The organism is Cupriavidus sp. GW822-FHT02D05 (assembly GCF_058802485.1).
Genome location: NZ_JBXAOE010000003.1, coordinates 25,111 through 40,233, shown reverse-complemented (window position 1 = coordinate 40,233; position 15,123 = coordinate 25,111). Strand labels below are relative to the sequence as shown.

General features: G+C 65.5%; 15 protein-coding genes. 6 read left to right on the top strand and 9 right to left on the bottom strand.

Going from position 1 to position 15,123, the window contains the following annotated elements; genetic code table 11:
- Positions 1-56: 56 nt before the first annotated feature.
- Positions 57-1,193 (bottom strand): zinc-binding dehydrogenase, encoded by a 1,137-nt coding sequence (locus tag AC1RQK_RS04990; RefSeq protein ID WP_492807912.1) that lies wholly within the window; start codon positions 1,191-1,193, stop codon positions 57-59.
- A gap of 324 nt (positions 1,194-1,517) precedes the next feature.
- Here AC1RQK_RS04990 and AC1RQK_RS04985 point away from each other — a divergent pair, with 324 nt between their 5' ends.
- Genes AC1RQK_RS04985 through AC1RQK_RS04965 form a run of 5 tightly spaced genes read left to right on the top strand, consistent with a single transcriptional unit; the run spans position 1,518 to position 8,340 of the window.
- On the top strand, positions 1,518-2,978 hold the full coding sequence (locus tag AC1RQK_RS04985) for an MFS transporter (protein WP_492373055.1): 1,461 nt from the start codon (positions 1,518-1,520) through the stop codon (positions 2,976-2,978).
- A complete protein-coding gene (locus AC1RQK_RS04980; RefSeq protein ID WP_492807910.1) occupies positions 2,975-4,498 on the top strand; it encodes an FGGY family carbohydrate kinase in 1,524 nt (507 codons plus the stop codon). Before AC1RQK_RS04985 ends, AC1RQK_RS04980 begins: the two co-directional genes overlap by 4 nt.
- Positions 4,499-4,520: 22 nt before the next feature.
- Positions 4,521-6,200, top strand: a complete 1,680-nt coding sequence (locus AC1RQK_RS04975; protein WP_492807908.1) for a glycerol-3-phosphate dehydrogenase/oxidase — start codon at positions 4,521-4,523, stop codon at positions 6,198-6,200.
- A complete protein-coding gene (locus tag AC1RQK_RS04970) occupies positions 6,197-7,750 on the top strand; it encodes an FAD-binding oxidoreductase (RefSeq protein WP_492373058.1) in 1,554 nt (517 codons plus the stop codon). The genes AC1RQK_RS04975 and AC1RQK_RS04970 overlap by 4 nt, the downstream gene beginning before the upstream one ends.
- Positions 7,751-7,755: 5 nt before the next feature.
- On the top strand, positions 7,756-8,340 hold the full coding sequence (locus AC1RQK_RS04965; protein WP_492807906.1) for a glycerol-3-phosphate responsive antiterminator: 585 nt from the start codon (positions 7,756-7,758) through the stop codon (positions 8,338-8,340).
- Positions 8,341-8,409: 69 nt separating this feature from the next.
- On the opposite strand, the gene AC1RQK_RS04960 is transcribed toward AC1RQK_RS04965, so the two are convergent.
- From AC1RQK_RS04960 to AC1RQK_RS04925, 8 genes are all read right to left on the bottom strand, one after another.
- On the bottom strand, positions 8,410-8,661 hold the full coding sequence (locus AC1RQK_RS04960; RefSeq protein ID WP_492807904.1) for a hypothetical protein: 252 nt from the start codon (positions 8,659-8,661) through the stop codon (positions 8,410-8,412).
- 88 nt (positions 8,662-8,749) lie between these two features.
- Complete coding sequence (locus AC1RQK_RS04955) at positions 8,750-9,007, bottom strand: hypothetical protein (RefSeq protein ID WP_492807902.1); 258 nt, start codon at positions 9,005-9,007, stop codon at positions 8,750-8,752.
- 219 nt (positions 9,008-9,226) lie between these two features.
- Complete coding sequence (locus AC1RQK_RS04950) at positions 9,227-10,045, bottom strand: LytR/AlgR family response regulator transcription factor (RefSeq protein ID WP_492807900.1); 819 nt, start codon at positions 10,043-10,045, stop codon at positions 9,227-9,229.
- 34 nt (positions 10,046-10,079) lie between these two features.
- On the bottom strand, positions 10,080-11,195 hold the full coding sequence (locus tag AC1RQK_RS04945) for a sensor histidine kinase (RefSeq protein WP_492807898.1): 1,116 nt from the start codon (positions 11,193-11,195) through the stop codon (positions 10,080-10,082).
- Positions 11,188-12,096: a sterol desaturase family protein gene (locus AC1RQK_RS04940; RefSeq protein WP_492807897.1), complete on the bottom strand. Its 909-nt coding sequence runs from the start codon at positions 12,094-12,096 to the stop codon at positions 11,188-11,190. The genes AC1RQK_RS04945 and AC1RQK_RS04940 overlap by 8 nt, the downstream gene beginning before the upstream one ends.
- Positions 12,097-12,170: 74 nt before the next feature.
- Positions 12,171-12,683 carry a DUF6622 family protein gene (locus AC1RQK_RS04935; protein ID WP_492807895.1) on the bottom strand — a complete coding sequence of 171 codons (513 nt, stop codon included), beginning with the start codon at positions 12,681-12,683 and terminating at the stop codon, positions 12,171-12,173.
- 211 nt (positions 12,684-12,894) lie between these two features.
- Positions 12,895-13,407 carry a GNAT family N-acetyltransferase gene (locus tag AC1RQK_RS04930; RefSeq protein WP_492373065.1) on the bottom strand — a complete coding sequence of 171 codons (513 nt, stop codon included), beginning with the start codon at positions 13,405-13,407 and terminating at the stop codon, positions 12,895-12,897.
- 61 nt (positions 13,408-13,468) lie between these two features.
- Complete coding sequence (locus AC1RQK_RS04925) at positions 13,469-14,053, bottom strand: DUF6817 domain-containing protein (protein ID WP_492807893.1); 585 nt, start codon at positions 14,051-14,053, stop codon at positions 13,469-13,471.
- A gap of 227 nt (positions 14,054-14,280) precedes the next feature.
- Between AC1RQK_RS04925 and AC1RQK_RS04920 the strand changes: the two genes are divergently transcribed.
- The gene (locus AC1RQK_RS04920; RefSeq protein WP_492807891.1) at positions 14,281-15,015 is read left to right on the top strand and encodes a FadR/GntR family transcriptional regulator; all 735 of its coding nucleotides are present in this window, start codon (positions 14,281-14,283) and stop codon (positions 15,013-15,015) included.
- Positions 15,016-15,123: the final 108 nt, after the last annotated feature.

Below are 15,123 nucleotides of genomic sequence, written 5' to 3'. Positions count from 1 at the left end.
CGCGGCGCAGCGGCTGATACTTGACACGGCGGGCGCGCAAGGCGCCCCGGGATGACTTACCCTGCCAGGCCCTTGTTCGGGTTGATCAGGTACTTCTCACCCGTCGCGCGCTTGTTGTAGACCGCGATCACGTCCAGGTCCAGCACCTCGGCCAGCGAGATCTCCTTCGAGTAATGGCTGGCAAAGGTGGTTTTCAGCTCCGCCACCACGCGCTGCTTGAGTTCGTTGGCCCGCTCGCGCCCGATCTTCTGCAGGAACGGGAACAACAGCCAGCCGCCCATGCCCCACGCCATGCCGAAGCCGCGGTTGAACTCGGTCGGGCTGGTGTCCAGGCCGCCGTAGAGGTAGACCTGCTTGTGGGTGGCCGAGCCATAGCGGCTGTATTCGCGGGCCGTCTTGTTCAAGGCCGCTTCCATGCAGGTGAGGATCTGGCCGCCGAGCTTGCCGCCGCCCGTGGCGTCGAACGCGATGGTTGCGCCAGTGGCGACGAGTGCCTCGGTGAGGTCCTGCATGAATGTGGGCGACGCGGTGCTGCACACGTAGACCGCACCCTGTGCCTTGAGCAGGTCCGCCTGCTCTTCTTTGCGCACGATGTTCACCAGCTTGATGCCATCCTTGAGGCAGATCTGGTTGAGCATCTGGCCCAGGTTGGAAGCCGCGGCGGTGTGCACCAGGGCGCTATGCCCTTCGCGCCGCATGGTCTCGACCATGCCCAGCGCGGTGAGCGGATTGACGAATGACGACGCGCCATCGGCGGGCGTGGCGCCTTCGGGCAGGACCAGGCACTGGTCCGCCGGAATGCAGCGGTACTGCGAGTACATCGCGCCGCCGATGGCAGCCACGGTCTTGCCCAGCAACGCTTGCGCCGCGGGGGACGAGCCGGCCTCGACGACCACGCCCGCGCCCTCATTGCCAACCGGCATGGAAGCATCGAGGCGGCCTGCCATGCCGCGCATCGCGGCTTCCGGGACGCGCGCGGTGACTACCGGGCGCTCTGCCGTGCCGCTGCCCTTGGCCGTGCTCATGTCGGCCGCACCGAACAGCAGGCCAAGATCGGACGGGTTGAGGGGAGAGGCTTCAATGCGGATGAGCACTTCATCCGGGCCGGGTCGCGGCGTGTCGATGCTGTCCAGCGACAGCACGAGTTCACCGCTGCTTTTGATTAGCGAACGAAGTTGAAGTGCGGTGTGCATTTGATGTCTCCTTGGTAAGTCGGTTTGCGGTGAGCGGGGCGGCCGCGTGAGGCCGTTTTCGCCAGCAGTCAGCAATGTAGCAAGTTCTTGTGGAACCCGTACTGGACCGGAAATCCAGGTTATGCGCGAGCCGACGGGTGATCATGCATCGCACTGATAGAGGTGGGCAGAAATCCCCCCGTCCCCGCGATTCCCCTCCTTGACACCCTGAACCTTTCAACCTAGAGTTCGCCTACAGATCTAGATAAGAGACCATCTGTAAGATGGTCTCTTCCTGCGTGCAGATTGCTCGGCCTCTTACAGAAATAAAACAAGGAGACCGCTGTGCAATCCACGATCAAGATCCGTGGCATCGATGATGTCATCTCGTTTATTGATTCCTGCCCAGGCATAAAAGGTAGAGCCGGCCTCATCTGGTGGCTCGCGCTGGGAGGATTGTTCCTCGACGCATTTTCCAATTCCGCATTGAGCGCCGGGCTCGGGCCCATGACGCGGAACCTGCAGCTTGCCGCTTCGCAAGTCGCGCTGCTGACGTCGTTTGCTTCGTGGGTCGCGATCGCCTTCAATCCCATCGGCGGATGGATGGCGGACCGGTGGGGCCGCATCCGCCCGCTGATACTCGCGAAATTCCTGGCGGTGATCGGCGCGCTGCTGGTGGTGTTCGCGCCTGGCTTCGAAGTGATCCTCGTTGGGCGCTTCTTTGTCGGCGCGGCCTACGGTATCGACTTTGCCATCGCCATGGCGGTGCTGGCCGAGTTCACGCCGGTCAGGCTGAAGAGCCGGCTCAATACCTGGCAGGGCATGTGGTACACCGCGGTCTGCAGCAATTTGCTGCTGGCGTTGTTGTTCCATTGGTGGAATGTAGGCGACGCCATCTGGCGTTACTCCGTGGCGGCCACCGCCATCTTCGGGCTTGGCATCCTGGTGCTGCAGCTTGCGTTCCTGGTGGAGAGCCCGATCTGGCTGGCGCGCAAGGAGCGGTTGGTCGACGCCGCCAGGGCAATGACGCGGATCTATGGCCGTCCCTTTGCCGCCGCGCCGGTGGATGAGCGCCTGCCCGTGCTGAACCAGGCAAAGCGCGGGCTGGCCAATGTGCTGCTGATCTTTCGCGGTGTCTATTTGCCGCGCACCATTCTTGCGGCGACGGTGCAGATCGGGCAATCCATCCAGTATTTCGCGGTGGGCTGGTATCTGCCGCTGATCAGCGCGGCGCTGTTCGGCAAGGACTTTGTCTATGCCACGGTGGGTGCGCTGGTCTTCAATGTCTTTGGCATCCTTGGTGGTTTCATGTCGCCGCTGATCGGGCGCAAGCTGGGTTTGCGCCGTGCTTCCGCCTTTGGTTTCGCGGCCGTCTTCGTCATGCTGCTGATCCTCGGCCTGTTCAACGGCAAGATGCCGATCTGGGTGGCGGTGATCGTGCCGTCGCTGTTCATCCTTTTCCATTCAGGCGGTCCCGGCGCCAACGGCAAGAGCCTTTCGTCGCTGTCGTTTCGCAGCGAACTGCGCGCGGGGGCCAACGGCATCATCGGCGCACTGGGCTCAACCGGCGCCGCACTGGGCCTGTTGATCTTCCCGCTCTTCCGGGAGAAATACGGCCTGGAGACGACCTTTCTCATCCTCTCGATCGTGCCGCTGACGGCCAGCATCATCTGCTTTGCCATCAAGTGGGACCCGACGCGCACCACCATCCATCCTGACAACGAAGCCGACGCCCCGCAATTTGGCGGCGACGAGGCGCCGGCCCCGGCGTTCCTCAACCCGGCGATAGAGAAATCCCAACGATGAAGACCAACAGGAACGTCATACTCGCCATCGACGAAGGCACGTCCGGCACGCGGGCGGCCGTGGTTGCCGCCGACGGCCATGTCTCGTGCCTCGAGTACACGACGCTGCAGGTGGACGCGCCACGGCCAGGCGTGGTCGAGCAAGATGCCAACGCGATACTGGCAAAGACGATCGCCGTCTGCCGCGCCACCATCGCACGCGCGCAGCAAGCGCAGTTGCGCATCGTCGCGCTGGGCATTGCCACGCAGCGTGCCACCGCGGTGCTGTGGGATACCCGCAGCGGGAGGGCGATCGTGCCCGCCATGGTCTGGCAGGACACGCGCTATGTCAGCGAGCTCAGCGCGCTGGCGCCGGCCTGGGACAAGACGCTGCTCGAGCAGGTCGGGCGCCCGGTCGGCGTGCGTTCTCCCTACCTCTGGGCCGCGCGCCATCTGCGGGACACGCCCGAGGTGGCCGAGGCGTTCCGCGCGGGCAGCCTGGCGTTTGGCACCATCGACACCTGGCTGCTCTGGCATCTGTCGAGCGAGCGCGCCTGCGTGACCACGCCGACCAACGCCACCTCCGCCAGCGCCTACGTGCTGGCGGGGCACCGCTATCACCTTGGCTGGCTCGATGCGCTGGGGTTCCCGCACACGCTGCTGCCCGCGTTGCGCCAGGACGCCGACGATTTCGGGCGCACGCGCGCCGAGCTGCTGGGCATCGACGTGCCGATCCTCGCTTGCGCGGGCGACCAGCTTGCCGGCGCCGCGGGGCTCGGATGCCTGGAGCGCGGGCAGTCGATGTGCGTGCATGGCACCGGCAGCTTCGTGGACCTGGTGATCGGGCCGCAGCCACCGGCCAAGGCCGGCCTGTACGACGGCACCCTGACCATGACCGCGCGCCGGCAGCACGATGTCTCGCATCTTTCCGTGGAGACCTTCGTCGCCACCACGGGCTCCGCGCTGAACTGGGTTTGCGAGAAGCTGCGCTGGTTCGAGAGCGCGAAGCAGATCAGCGCGCTGGCCGCCACCGTCGACTCCGCGCGCGGCGTGACCTTCCTGCCCGCGCTCACCGGGCTGCGCGTCCCGCAGATGCAACCCGAAGCCCGCGCGTCGCTGACGGGCATCTCGATCGCAAGCACGCAGGCCGAGGTGGCCTACGCCGTCCTGGAAGGCATCGCGCATGCGGTGTCGTCCTGCATGGAGGCTAACGAGGAAGTCGCCGGCGTGCCCGTGGCCGAACTCATCGTGGGTGGCGGCCTCTCCGGCAGCGACGCACTGCTCCAGATCCAGGCGGACCTGACCGGCATGCCGATCCGGCGCATGCGCGAGACCGATCGCGCCAGCTTGCGCGGCATCGCCTTCTTCGCAGGCTCGTCGGGGCTGCTGTGGGACTCGCTGCAGGACGCCCGCGCGACCAATGAAACCGATGCCGTGTTCGAGCCGCGCCTTGGCGCCGACCAGCGCGGCGAGCGCCGCGCGCTCTGGCACGCACGGGTCGCGTCCGAGCTGCGCCACGCGCAAACCTTCCATCACCACTGACCAGCCAGGAGATCGCCGAAACATGATGGTTTTTCCATCCAGAAGTCCCAGCCGGGACCGCGCCGGGATGACATCCACCGAACCGCTGCGCCTGGTGCGCCAGGCGCAGCTCGATCGCCTTGGCAGCGAGACCTTCGACATCCTCATCGTCGGCGGCGGCGTGACCGGCGCCTATGCCGCGTTGGATGCCAGCCTGCGCGGCTATCGCGTTGCCCTGGTGGAGAAAAACGACTTTGCCTCCGGCACGTCGTCCAAGTCCTCCAAGATGGTGCATGGCGGGTTGCGTTACATCGAGCAGGGCAACCTTGGGCTGGTGCGTCATTCCCTGCTGGAGCGCCAACGCCTGCGCAGGAATGCGCGGCACCTCGTGCAGCGCTTGCCGTTCCTCTTTCCCGTGATGGAGAAGGACGGCGTGTTCGACAAGCGCCTGTCCAAGGCATTCGAGAGCCTGCTCTGGACCTACGACCTGGCGGGCGGCTGGCGCGAAGGCATCCTGCATCAAAAGCTCACCAAGGCCGAGGTGCTGTCGCATTGCCCGACCTTCAACGAGGATAACCTGCTCGGCGGCTTCATGTACTTCGATGCGCGCGTGGACGATGCCCGGCTCACGCTGAACATCGCCCGCACCGCGGCCTTTCACGGCGCGGCGGTGGTCAACCACGCGAAGGTGGTGGAGATCACGCGCAACGGTCACGGCAAGGTCGACGGTGCCATCATTCATGCCGGGGATCGAGAGATCCGCGCCAGGGCCGGCGTCGTCGTCATGGCCACAGGCGTGTGGTTGCGTGACTGGACCGGCCGCAAGAAGGGCGAGGAAAAAACGCTGCATATCCGCCCGGCCAAGGGCGTGCACGTGGCCATTCCCTGGCTCAAGGTCCGCAACGACTGCACCGTGACCATCCCCGTGCCGGGGCGCAACCGCCGCGCCACCATCACACGCTGGGGCAACGTCTCCTACCTGGGCACGACGGACGAAGACTACGAAGGCGATCTCGACAACGTCTGCTGCACCCGCGAGGAACTCGATTTCCTGCTGGACGGCGCGCGCTGGGCGTTGAAGACGGACCTGCAGGCCAAAGACGTGCTGGGCAGCATCGCGGGCTGCCGGCCGCTGGTGGCGCCGCCGGGGGGCAAGACGCTGGAGATCAAGCGCAACCATGAGATCCATACCGCTGCCGATGGCCTTGTCACCATTGTCGGGGGCAAGCTGACCACCTCCCGTCACATGGCTGAGCAAACCATCGACGCGGCCCAGAAGGTGATTGGCCAGCGCAACAGATGCCAGACCAAATCCGCGTACCTGCTGGGTGCCGCGGGATACGACGCGCAGGCCATCGTGGCCTCCGGCGGCTTGTCCGCCCACCTGGGCGAGCGTTATGGCACGGAAGCCCGCTTCGTCAGCGACATCCTGCAGGCCGATGCGCGCCTGCAGGCACCGATTGTCGAAGGGCTTCCCTATACCGAAGCCGAGATCGTCTACGCCGCGCGCCACGAGCTGGCGGGGAGCGTGGACGACGTGCTCTCGCGCCGCATCCGCGCCCGCCTGATGGCGCGCGATGCCTCGGCGCGCGCCGCGTCCCGCGTGGGCGCAATCCTGCAGGCCGAGCTTGGCCTGTCCGAATCCGTGGTGGCGCAGCAGGTCAATGACTACCTGGCTGCCGTCGCACATGAAAAATCCGTTCTACTGGGAGATGCACAATGATCAGCAAGGAAGCCATCAAGCGCGGCTACAACCGTGGCAACTACATCGTCGGCGCGCACACGCCGCCGGCCTATGCGGCCACCATCAAGGAAACCGCCAGCATGCCCGGCCTGCAGCGCAACGCCGTCGCCGTGGATGCCGCGCACATCGATGCGCTGCGCGGCGTGGCCGATGCGGTGCTGACGGATACCGCCAGCGTGGTGGCCTGGACGCGCGACTGGTGGGCCGGCTCCATGATGACCGAGACCGCGGGCCGGCCGGCCACGCCGCAGGCCGTCATCGTGCGCGTGTCCACGATCGCGCAGATCCAGGCCGTCATGCGGATCGCGCACGCTGCGGCGATCCCGTTGACGGTGTCGGCGGGCCGCAGCAATGTCACCGGCGCTGCGCTGCCGGTGCGCGGTGGCATCGTGCTGGACGTGTGCGAGCTGAACAAGGTGCTGGGCTTCGACAGGGAAAGCCAGATCGTCGAGGTGGAAGCCGGCCTGTTCGGCGACGTGTTCGAGCAGACCATCCAGAAGGACTACGGCATGACGATGGGCCACTGGCCGTCGTCCTTCGCCATCAGCACCGTGGGCGGCTGGGTGGCGTGCCGCGGCGCCGGGCAGCTTTCCACGCGCTACGGCAAGATCGAGGATATGGTCTTCGGCATGGATGTGGTGCTGGCCGACGGCAGCCTGATCAGCGTGGGTGGCTACTCACGCGCAGCACTCGGCTCGGACCTGCAGCAACTGTTCATCGGCTCGGAGGGCACGCTCGGCGTGATCGTGCGCGTGCGCCTCAAGCTGCATCGGCTGCCGGACTACGGCCGCGCCATCGCCTATGGCTTCAAGACCTTCGCCATCGGCCTGGAAGCCTGCCGCGAGATCATGCAGCGTGGCGCCAATCCCGCAGCCCTGCGCCTGTACGACGAGCTCGAGAGCCGCGTGCAGTTCAACCTGCCCGACACCAACGTGCTGCTGATCGCCGACGAAGGCGCGCGCGAGATGGTCGATGCCGTGATGGCCATCAGCGAAGGCGTGTGCAAGGGGCTCGGCGACGCGCTGGACAGCGAAGCGATCTTCGAGCGCTGGCTGGATACGCGCTACCTGACCGGCAAGAGCGCGGAAGGCTTCAAGCGCAGCCCCGGCTTTGTCGCCGACACGCTGGAGATGTCCGGCCCCTGGAGCGACCTGCCCGCCATCTACACGGACGTGGTCAACGCCATCAACGCCGTGCCCGGCACGCTCGCCGGCTCCGCGCACCAGTCGCATGCCTATGTGGACGGCGCCTGCCTGTACTTCTCGCTGCGCGGCGAGGTCGAGGTGGAGAACCGGGCGAAGTGGTATCGCCAGGCCTGGGATGCCGCCAACGCGGTGTTGATCAAATACAATGCCGCGTTGAGCCACCATCACGGCATCGGGCTGCTGCGCGCGCCGTATATGCGCGAATCGCTGGGCAGTGCGTTTGCGGTGCTGATGGCGGTCAAACAAGCGCTGGATCCCAAGAACATCCTCAACCCCGGAAAGCTCGGCCTGACGGACGCGCTGCCCCACGACCCGGATCGGTAAGCACCATGGATAAGTCCCTCGGGGCACGCCTGACGCGGCACCCGGTTATCGCGACGCTCTTCGGTGTCGAGCAGGCCGATATCCTGATCGAGAGCCACGCCGAGGTCTGCATCGTTGCCAACGTGGAGCTGCGCAAGTTGCAGCCCGTGGTGGCCACGCTGACCAAGGCCGGCAAGTACGTCATCGTCAATATCGACAGTTGCGAAGGGCTGTCGCAGGACAAGGGTGGCGTCGAGTATCTCGCCGATATCGGGGTGACCAGTCTCGTCTCGACCCGGGTGGCCACCATCCAGCGCGCCAACCGGGCCGGCCTGATCACCATGCAGAAGGTGTTCGTGACCGACCGTTCGACCTGGCCGCGCAGCGTCAAGGCGCTGGAGCAAAGCGATCCCAACCTGGTGCAGCTGATGCCCGCGCCCATGCTCGCGCATCTTTCCACCCAGGACCGCAAGGCGCTGCCGCCTATCGTGACCTCGGGGTTCGTCTGCAACAAGGACGACATCTGCAGCGCGATCCGGGAAGGCGCTGTGGCGGTGTCCACCAGCGACAGCAAGCTGTGGAACCTGGAGCCCTCTGAGCTGAAGTCCTGAGGTTCTGAAGCCCTCAAGCCTGATCGAGCGAAAGCACGCCTGCGCGTGCTTTCGCTCGCCGGGCGCTACTCAGGCCCTGGCGCCGTCGGTGTACGGGTCAACCTGGCGAGCGCCTTCGCCAAACGAGTCGAACTTGCCGGTGCGGCCGCCGTCGGTGTATGGGTCCACTTTGCCGGCCCGGAAGTTGTAGCCGTAGCGGTCACCATCGCGGTCACTGTAGAGGGCACGGTCCTGGGGGCCGGCGGCCTGGGCGGCGCCGGCGAGCAAGGCCGCTGCAAGCGCTGCGGCGGTGAGGGTGGCAATAGCAAATTTGTTGTGCATGGTGTGCTCCTTGAAAGCGGGGTTCGGCCTCTTGCGTGCCGTTGGGTCTCGTGACGTTCTTGACGTTCGTGACATAAATGGGGAGGGGTCAGAGAGGAACGATCTTCGGCTCGCCGGAGTCGGGCCACATCAGCGGCCCGTGATAGCTCGGCGAGCCGCACGGGAACGAGTTCGGGATCGCAGGCATTTCCGGCATTCCGGGCAGCTTCGGAAATTCCCCATAGCCGGGGTCCCTGCGGACGACCATGGGCATGGGGTAGACACCGGTGCCGCCGGTCACGGCGATCCGGGCGGCCTGCTCAAGCTCGCTGAGGCGAGGCAGGTTTCCGATGGATAGGGTGGACATGGCCTTCTCCTGAGTGGGTTGCGGTGGAAGAGCGCCGGGCTCGACGCTCCCCCTTCACCACGCACACGGCATGCCATGGCCCGGCGCCGCGCAGTGTGCGCGGGCGGGCATAAATCCGGTGGAAAACGATGGCGCCGCGCCAACACGCCGGGCAAGCGTCGGCGGCGCACAGACACCTGCGCAGGATTTTTGTCCGTGACTTGCGCGACACCGTTGCGCCTACATCCCCTTGAACGCGTCCGCATAAAGCCGGCTGACCCCCAGCTTTTCCGGCCGGTCGCGCAAGCTCAGTGTGAGCTTGCCGCTGTCATCGCGCAGCGCGCTGGCAATGGCCGTGCAGCGTACGATCGTGCTGCGGTGGACCTGCCAGAAGCACGCCGGATCGATCCGCATCTGCAACTCCCGCAGCGACATGCGAATCAGGTGCTCGCGCTGCGCGGTGACCACCCGCACATACTTGTCCGCGGCCTCGAAATACAGCACCTCGTCAATCGGCACCATCGTGATGGTATTGCCGGCGCTGGCCTGGATTACCTGCAACGGGTTGGCCGCCGGTGCGGCTGGCGGCGCGGGCATGCCAACGCCAAGCAGCGCGCGCAACTGATCCATGGCGGCGTCCAGCGATGGCGGGGCGCCTTGCGGGGCCGCACGCTGTTGCAACGTGGCCTGCAGGCGCGCGCAGGTTTTTGCCAGGCGGCCGGCCTGCACGGGCTTTAGCACGTAATCGACTGCCGCATGCTCGAATGCGTGCAAGGCGTATGTGTCGTAGGCCGTCACGAAGACGATCAGCGGGAACGGCTTGGCCGAGTCGGGCCAATCCTCGGCCAGCGTCTGCGCTGCCTCCAGTCCGCTCATACCCGGCATGCGGATATCCAGGAACAGCAGATCGGGCTGCAGCGCGAGCGCCTGCGTCACGGCGGCCTCGCCGTCGCCTACGGTTGCGACGATGTTAAGCGTCGGCCACAAGCGGGCCAGCTCCGCCTGGAGGTCCGCGGCCAGCAGCGCTTCATCCTCGGCGATCAGGGCAGTGGTTTGCATGGAGGCGATATCGGGCAGGGTGGGCGGCAGTCAATCAGGATAGCGGAAGGCGCACGATGGCCAGCGTGCCGCCGTCGCTGCCATCGCCGCAATCGCCGGCGCGCAGCAGCTGGAAGCTCGCGGCTTTGCCATAGAGCTGGGCGAGCCGTTCGCGCACCTGCGATGTGCCAAAGCAGTCAGAGCCAGGCGGTAGCTCGCTCAAGCCCACGCCGGTGTCGCGCACGGCGAGCACCAGCGTGCCGCCTTTGCGGCGGGCCGTCACCTTGATCCAGCCGCCCGCGACGATGGGCTCCAGCCCGTGCTTGATGGCGTTCTCAACCAGTGGCTGCAGCAGTAGCGGCGGCACAGGCAGGTTGGCCAGGCCAGCGGGCAGGTCGAGCTCGACCTGCAGCCGCGCGCCCATGCGCACCTGCATCAACGCCAGGTAGTCGGCAATGCGATCGAACTCGCATGACAGCGGATGCGGGCCGGAGCGCGACGCCTGCAGCGTGGCGCGCAAGAACGAGATCACCTGGTTCAGCATTTCTTGCGCGCGCTGCGGATCCTGCCCGATCATCACGCGCAGGTTGCCCAGCGTATTGAACAGCATGTGCGGCTCCAGCTGCGACTCCAGCAAGCGCAGCTGGTTCTCCGCGGCGCTGCGCATGGCCGCCTGCGCCCGCGCGTCCGCAGCCGCCATGCGCCCGCGTGCATAGTGGAAGTAAGAGATGCCGAGCGCCAGCACCAGCGCCACCGTCATGCTCAGCAGCAGGGCGCGCGGATTGCGCATCAGCTCCAACGGCGTGCCGTGGCTACCGGTGAGCACGTTGGCAATCGCATGCCCGCCAAAATAGCCCACCACGCCAGATACGACGATCCACGGAAACATCCACTTCCAGTCCGGCCAGCGCCGCGGCGTGGTGGGAGCGCCCGGCGAGGCATTGGGCAGCCGGCGCGTGAGGCCATAGCGGCCCAGCTTCACCAGCGCCTGTATCATCATCGTGATGCACAGGGCATAGGCCAGGTTCATGCCAAACGGCTCGCGGAACACGACGGAGAAGAAGCCGGCGGAGCCGAACGCCACGGGCACGCCAATCCGCAGTTCGCGAAACAGCCAGGCCAGTTCCTTGGCGGGATAGCGCATGATGCGCTGTGGCCGGATGTCAGCCACCAGCAACGCCTTGCGGCATCTCAGCCTGCGGGCGCCGCGCGCGCAGTTCCGCCGTGGTACTGCCCTCGCCATGCGGCGTCCAGCCCGGCGGCATGAACAAGTACCCAAGGAACGCGCGCAAGCTGCGCGCCCCGGCCAGGTCGCGCAACAGATGCACCCACTGCGTGAACTCGATGCGCAACGGATTCGCGCTCTCGATCGGATGCACAAGGCCATACCGGCAGGGCAGGTCCTCGCGCTCCTTCACGTAGGTGCCGAACAAGCGATCGAACACCACCAGCACACCGCCATAGTTCGCATCCAGGTACTCAAGGTTGGATGCGTGATGCACCCGGTGCGCCGAAGGCGTATTGAAGATCCCCTCCAGCCAGCCCAAGCGCGGAATCCACGTCGCATGAATCCAGAACTGATAGAGCAGGTTCAGCGATAACACGGCAAACACGATTCGCGGCTCAAAGCCAATCCAGGCCAGCGGTACGAAGAACAGTGCCGTGCCGGTCAGCTTGCCGAGCACCCCGATGCGAAATGCCGCCGACAGGTTCAGCTGGTTCGGCGAGTGGTGCACCGCGTGGTTGCTCCAGAACCACCGCACCCTGTGGGCCGCGCGGTGATACCAGTAGTAGCAGAACTCCTGCCCGATAAACAGCAGCGGCAACGCGATCCAGCCGGTGGGATGGATCGTCATCCAGCGGTGCTCGAACGCCAGCCGCACCAGCGGCGCCGCGATCGACAGCGGCAAGGCAATGCCCACCGCGATGCGCGCCACCAGATCCAGCGCCGACACCCCGAACGCCCGCCAGTCGTAGCGCTGGCGGCGCGACAAGACGATGGCCTCGATCAAGGCGAATGCCAGTACCGACGGGGCCGCGATAAACAGCTGAAACTGATCGAGTGCGTTCATGGCTGTAGACCTGGACGTGGTTCCGGATAGCGGTTGCTGGCTTCAGTGGCTGGTTTCAGTAGCGGCCTGAGTGATCAGCCCGGCACGCTGTTGGGCATTGCCTGCCGGGTCAGCCTCCAGGTCACCAGGCTACGTGAGAGGAAGATACCGCTAACGGCACCATAGATAAAGCCGATCGGCATCGCCACGCCGCCGTGCCACAGCAAGCCGGGGTTTACCGCCATGGCCACGCTCACGCCGTAGCGGGTGATGAACAGGCAGAGGATCAACGCCAGCGGCACCCAGCTTGCGGGCACCAGCAGGCGGCGATCGGCCTCCAGCCAGCGAATGCCGCTCCAGGCGCCGATGGTGTGGGCCAGCGCCAGCGCGACAGCTACACCCACTCCCCATCCAAGCAGCGCGAGCGGCTGCGCAGAGAAAGCCGAGATGACGCCGCCCAGCGAGACCGCCGCCATGGCCACGGGCACAGCCGTGGCGCGTGCCGGCGTCATCCGCCTGGGGACGGTTTGCGAGAGGCCGAGCGCGATCAGGCCCGCGAGCAGGATCCAGACCCATCGGGGCGTGTGGTGGAGCATTTCAGTGAGCATGAGGGCAACCAGTCTTGTCAGGGGGAAACGCGATGGTGCTCATGTTCGGCTGATGCCGGCTCGGTGTGCGGATCAGTGCGATGAAACGCCGGATGGTGTCGCGAAGTGCGGGCGGTGCAGGTCGAGTCGCCAGCGCGTAGCTGCCGGTCCCGGGCGAGGTAGCCGGAGCCGGGTGTATCTGGCTTCGCTTTCGGGGGGCGCCAATTGGCCTCTATCCAGGCTGAGGAAATCTGGCCATGGAGATATCGGCCAGGTATGACCCATCGGGCAGACGTATCCGCTTCTCGAAACGTCCCTCCTGAACAAAGCCAAAACGTGCATAGAGAATGCGAGCCCGCCTATTGGTCTCGCGCACGCGCAGTTCGATCTTTTCGACGGCCGGTGTGCGATCCGCCCACGCAAGCAGTGCTGCCATCAGCGCGGTGCCGATCCCAAGGCCAAGGTGCCCGGGATGGACGACGATCGTCAGCGTGAACACGTGCGCAATGGACTCCAGTCCCAACGGCTCAAGCAGTGCGTGGCCCACCAGCTTGCCGTTGACCTCGGCTACGAGATAGGCGCCCTTTGTGGAGAGGACTTCGATCTTTTGCGCGAATGCGGATTCGTGGAACTCATGTTGCCGCGATACAAGCAGGCCGGGGGTGGCGGCTATAGTCCGCTCAGCCGAGCAAAGCGCCGGGGCATCTGCCTTGGTCGCTTTCCGGATTTTCAGGGTCTCTGGCATGGCAGCCTTGTCTATGGAGTGCATTGGTGCCGGGGGACGTCCCTGGCTGATGCGGGCTTTTCTACACCCCACGAGCCTTGTAATCAGCCAATGCCACCCGATAGGCCGCGACGGCACCACGCGAAAGAAACAGCCGCCGTGACTCAAATGCGCGCAGCCAGAATTGAACCACGGCTTGAGGAACGCCCTTCTGGTTTGCAGCTTGCTCGACAATATTGGCCACCTCGATTTCCAACAGCGCTGCATAGGTGCCTCTGCTGATGGCAACCCGATGCCCATGCTTTGGCGCAACCCTGTGAAATGGGCCCTCGATCGGCACGTTGTATAGCGCTCTGCGGTCGGCGATGCAGAAGGCGTAGGCAAGGTTCTCCGCCTCGGTCCCTATCAGGCCGGCAATCGTCCCGCGGCGCGAAAGCGGCTGTGCCTTGGCCGCGAACTCTTCCGTGCCGTAGATGCTGTGGAATGCTCCGGCCAGTGCAACGAAGTCGGGATTGCCCCAGGCGCCAAGAAGCGCATAGGTTCCGATCAGATGCGCGGACAGGGGGCGGCCGTGGTGATTGATGTCATCCGCTCCCAACTCTGATAGCGCGTCGCGCAGCGTGGCTGCGTCGGTGATCTCACGGTTCATTTTCTTGCTTGCCGTCATTTGGGCACCAGGCAAATGATAGCTGCGCCACGATTGGCAATGCGCAAGCGTTTGCTGGTGCCGGGCGGGCCTGTGGGGCCGGGGCGTTGTAGGCGCTCCCTCCGCGCACCGGGAATACCCGTATTGGAAGAATCATCCAGCCGATCATAATCCTGATAATGATGATCATAAATAGGCTGTAAGCGATGTCCAAGGATCCCAAGCCCCAAATCTCTGGCACCAGGCGCGTGAAGCGCTCAGACCAGGTGGTCACCGACATCAAGCGCTGGATCGTCCAGACTCACCAGAAGGTCGGCGATAAGCTGCCGCAGGAGGCGGCCCTCATCGAGCAGATGGGCGTGGCGCGCGGGACCGTGCGCGAGGCGCTGGCCGCCCTGCAGGTGCAGGGCCTGGTTACCGTCAGCACCGGGCCCAACGGCGGCGCCACGCTGGCGCAGCCCTCGTACGATCGGTGCCTGGAGGCTGTCTCCAACTTCCTGTACTTCCAGCCGGTCGATATTGCCACGCTGTACGCCTTGCGCCGCGCGGTAGAGCCCGAACTGGCTGCCAACGTCGCTCTGCGCTTGACCGACGCTGACCTGGCCGAGCTCGACGCGCTGATCGGGCTGAGCCATCCGGCGCACGGAGGCAGCGCGGACTGGAACGAGCGGCGCGAAGCGGACCTGCTGTTTCACGACCGGCTGACCGATGCGTGCAGTAGCCCCATGCTGGCGCTGTTCTGCCGCTTGCTCAACGACATCATTCGGCGCGTGATCGTCGTGCGCAATGCGCAGGACAGCTTCGAGCGTTTCGACGATGAAATCATCCACAGCCACACGGGCCTGATGGACGCCTTCCGCGCGCGCGATGCCGACCGTGCACGCGCGCTCATGCACGAGCATATGGAGCACGCCGAAGCCCTGGCCCTTGAGGCCGAATCACGCGTCGACCGGGCAAGCCTGCTGATGAGCCCTAGCGACTAAGCCACCGCCGCGCGGGCCCGCCCGCCGGCATCCACCATCCGCCTCGCCAAACTCCCACTTTGCATTGGGGGCGGGATCGCTTTTGCCCGAAATTCCTGGAGTCTCAAC

Bases quoted from the DNA above. Each gene is read 5' to 3' on its own strand.
- AC1RQK_RS04990 (WP_492807912.1), bottom strand. From the start codon at position 1,193: ATGCACACCGCACTTCAACTTCGTTCGCTAATCAAAAGCAGCGGTGAA.
- AC1RQK_RS04980 (WP_492807910.1), top strand. From the start codon at position 2,975: ATGAAGACCAACAGGAACGTCATACTCGCCATCGACGAAGGCACGTCC.
- AC1RQK_RS04975 (WP_492807908.1), top strand. From the start codon at position 4,521: ATGATGGTTTTTCCATCCAGAAGTCCCAGCCGGGACCGCGCCGGGATG.
- AC1RQK_RS04970 (WP_492373058.1), top strand. From the start codon at position 6,197: ATGATCAGCAAGGAAGCCATCAAGCGCGGCTACAACCGTGGCAACTAC.
- AC1RQK_RS04965 (WP_492807906.1), top strand. From the start codon at position 7,756: ATGGATAAGTCCCTCGGGGCACGCCTGACGCGGCACCCGGTTATCGCG.
- AC1RQK_RS04960 (WP_492807904.1), bottom strand. From the start codon at position 8,661: ATGCACAACAAATTTGCTATTGCCACCCTCACCGCCGCAGCGCTTGCA.
- AC1RQK_RS04955 (WP_492807902.1), bottom strand. From the start codon at position 9,007: ATGTCCACCCTATCCATCGGAAACCTGCCTCGCCTCAGCGAGCTTGAG.
- AC1RQK_RS04950 (WP_492807900.1), bottom strand. From the start codon at position 10,045: ATGCAAACCACTGCCCTGATCGCCGAGGATGAAGCGCTGCTGGCCGCG.
- AC1RQK_RS04940 (WP_492807897.1), bottom strand. From the start codon at position 12,096: ATGAACGCACTCGATCAGTTTCAGCTGTTTATCGCGGCCCCGTCGGTA.
- AC1RQK_RS04935 (WP_492807895.1), bottom strand. From the start codon at position 12,683: ATGCTCACTGAAATGCTCCACCACACGCCCCGATGGGTCTGGATCCTG.
- AC1RQK_RS04930 (WP_492373065.1), bottom strand. From the start codon at position 13,407: ATGCCAGAGACCCTGAAAATCCGGAAAGCGACCAAGGCAGATGCCCCG.
- AC1RQK_RS04925 (WP_492807893.1), bottom strand. From the start codon at position 14,053: ATGACGGCAAGCAAGAAAATGAACCGTGAGATCACCGACGCAGCCACG.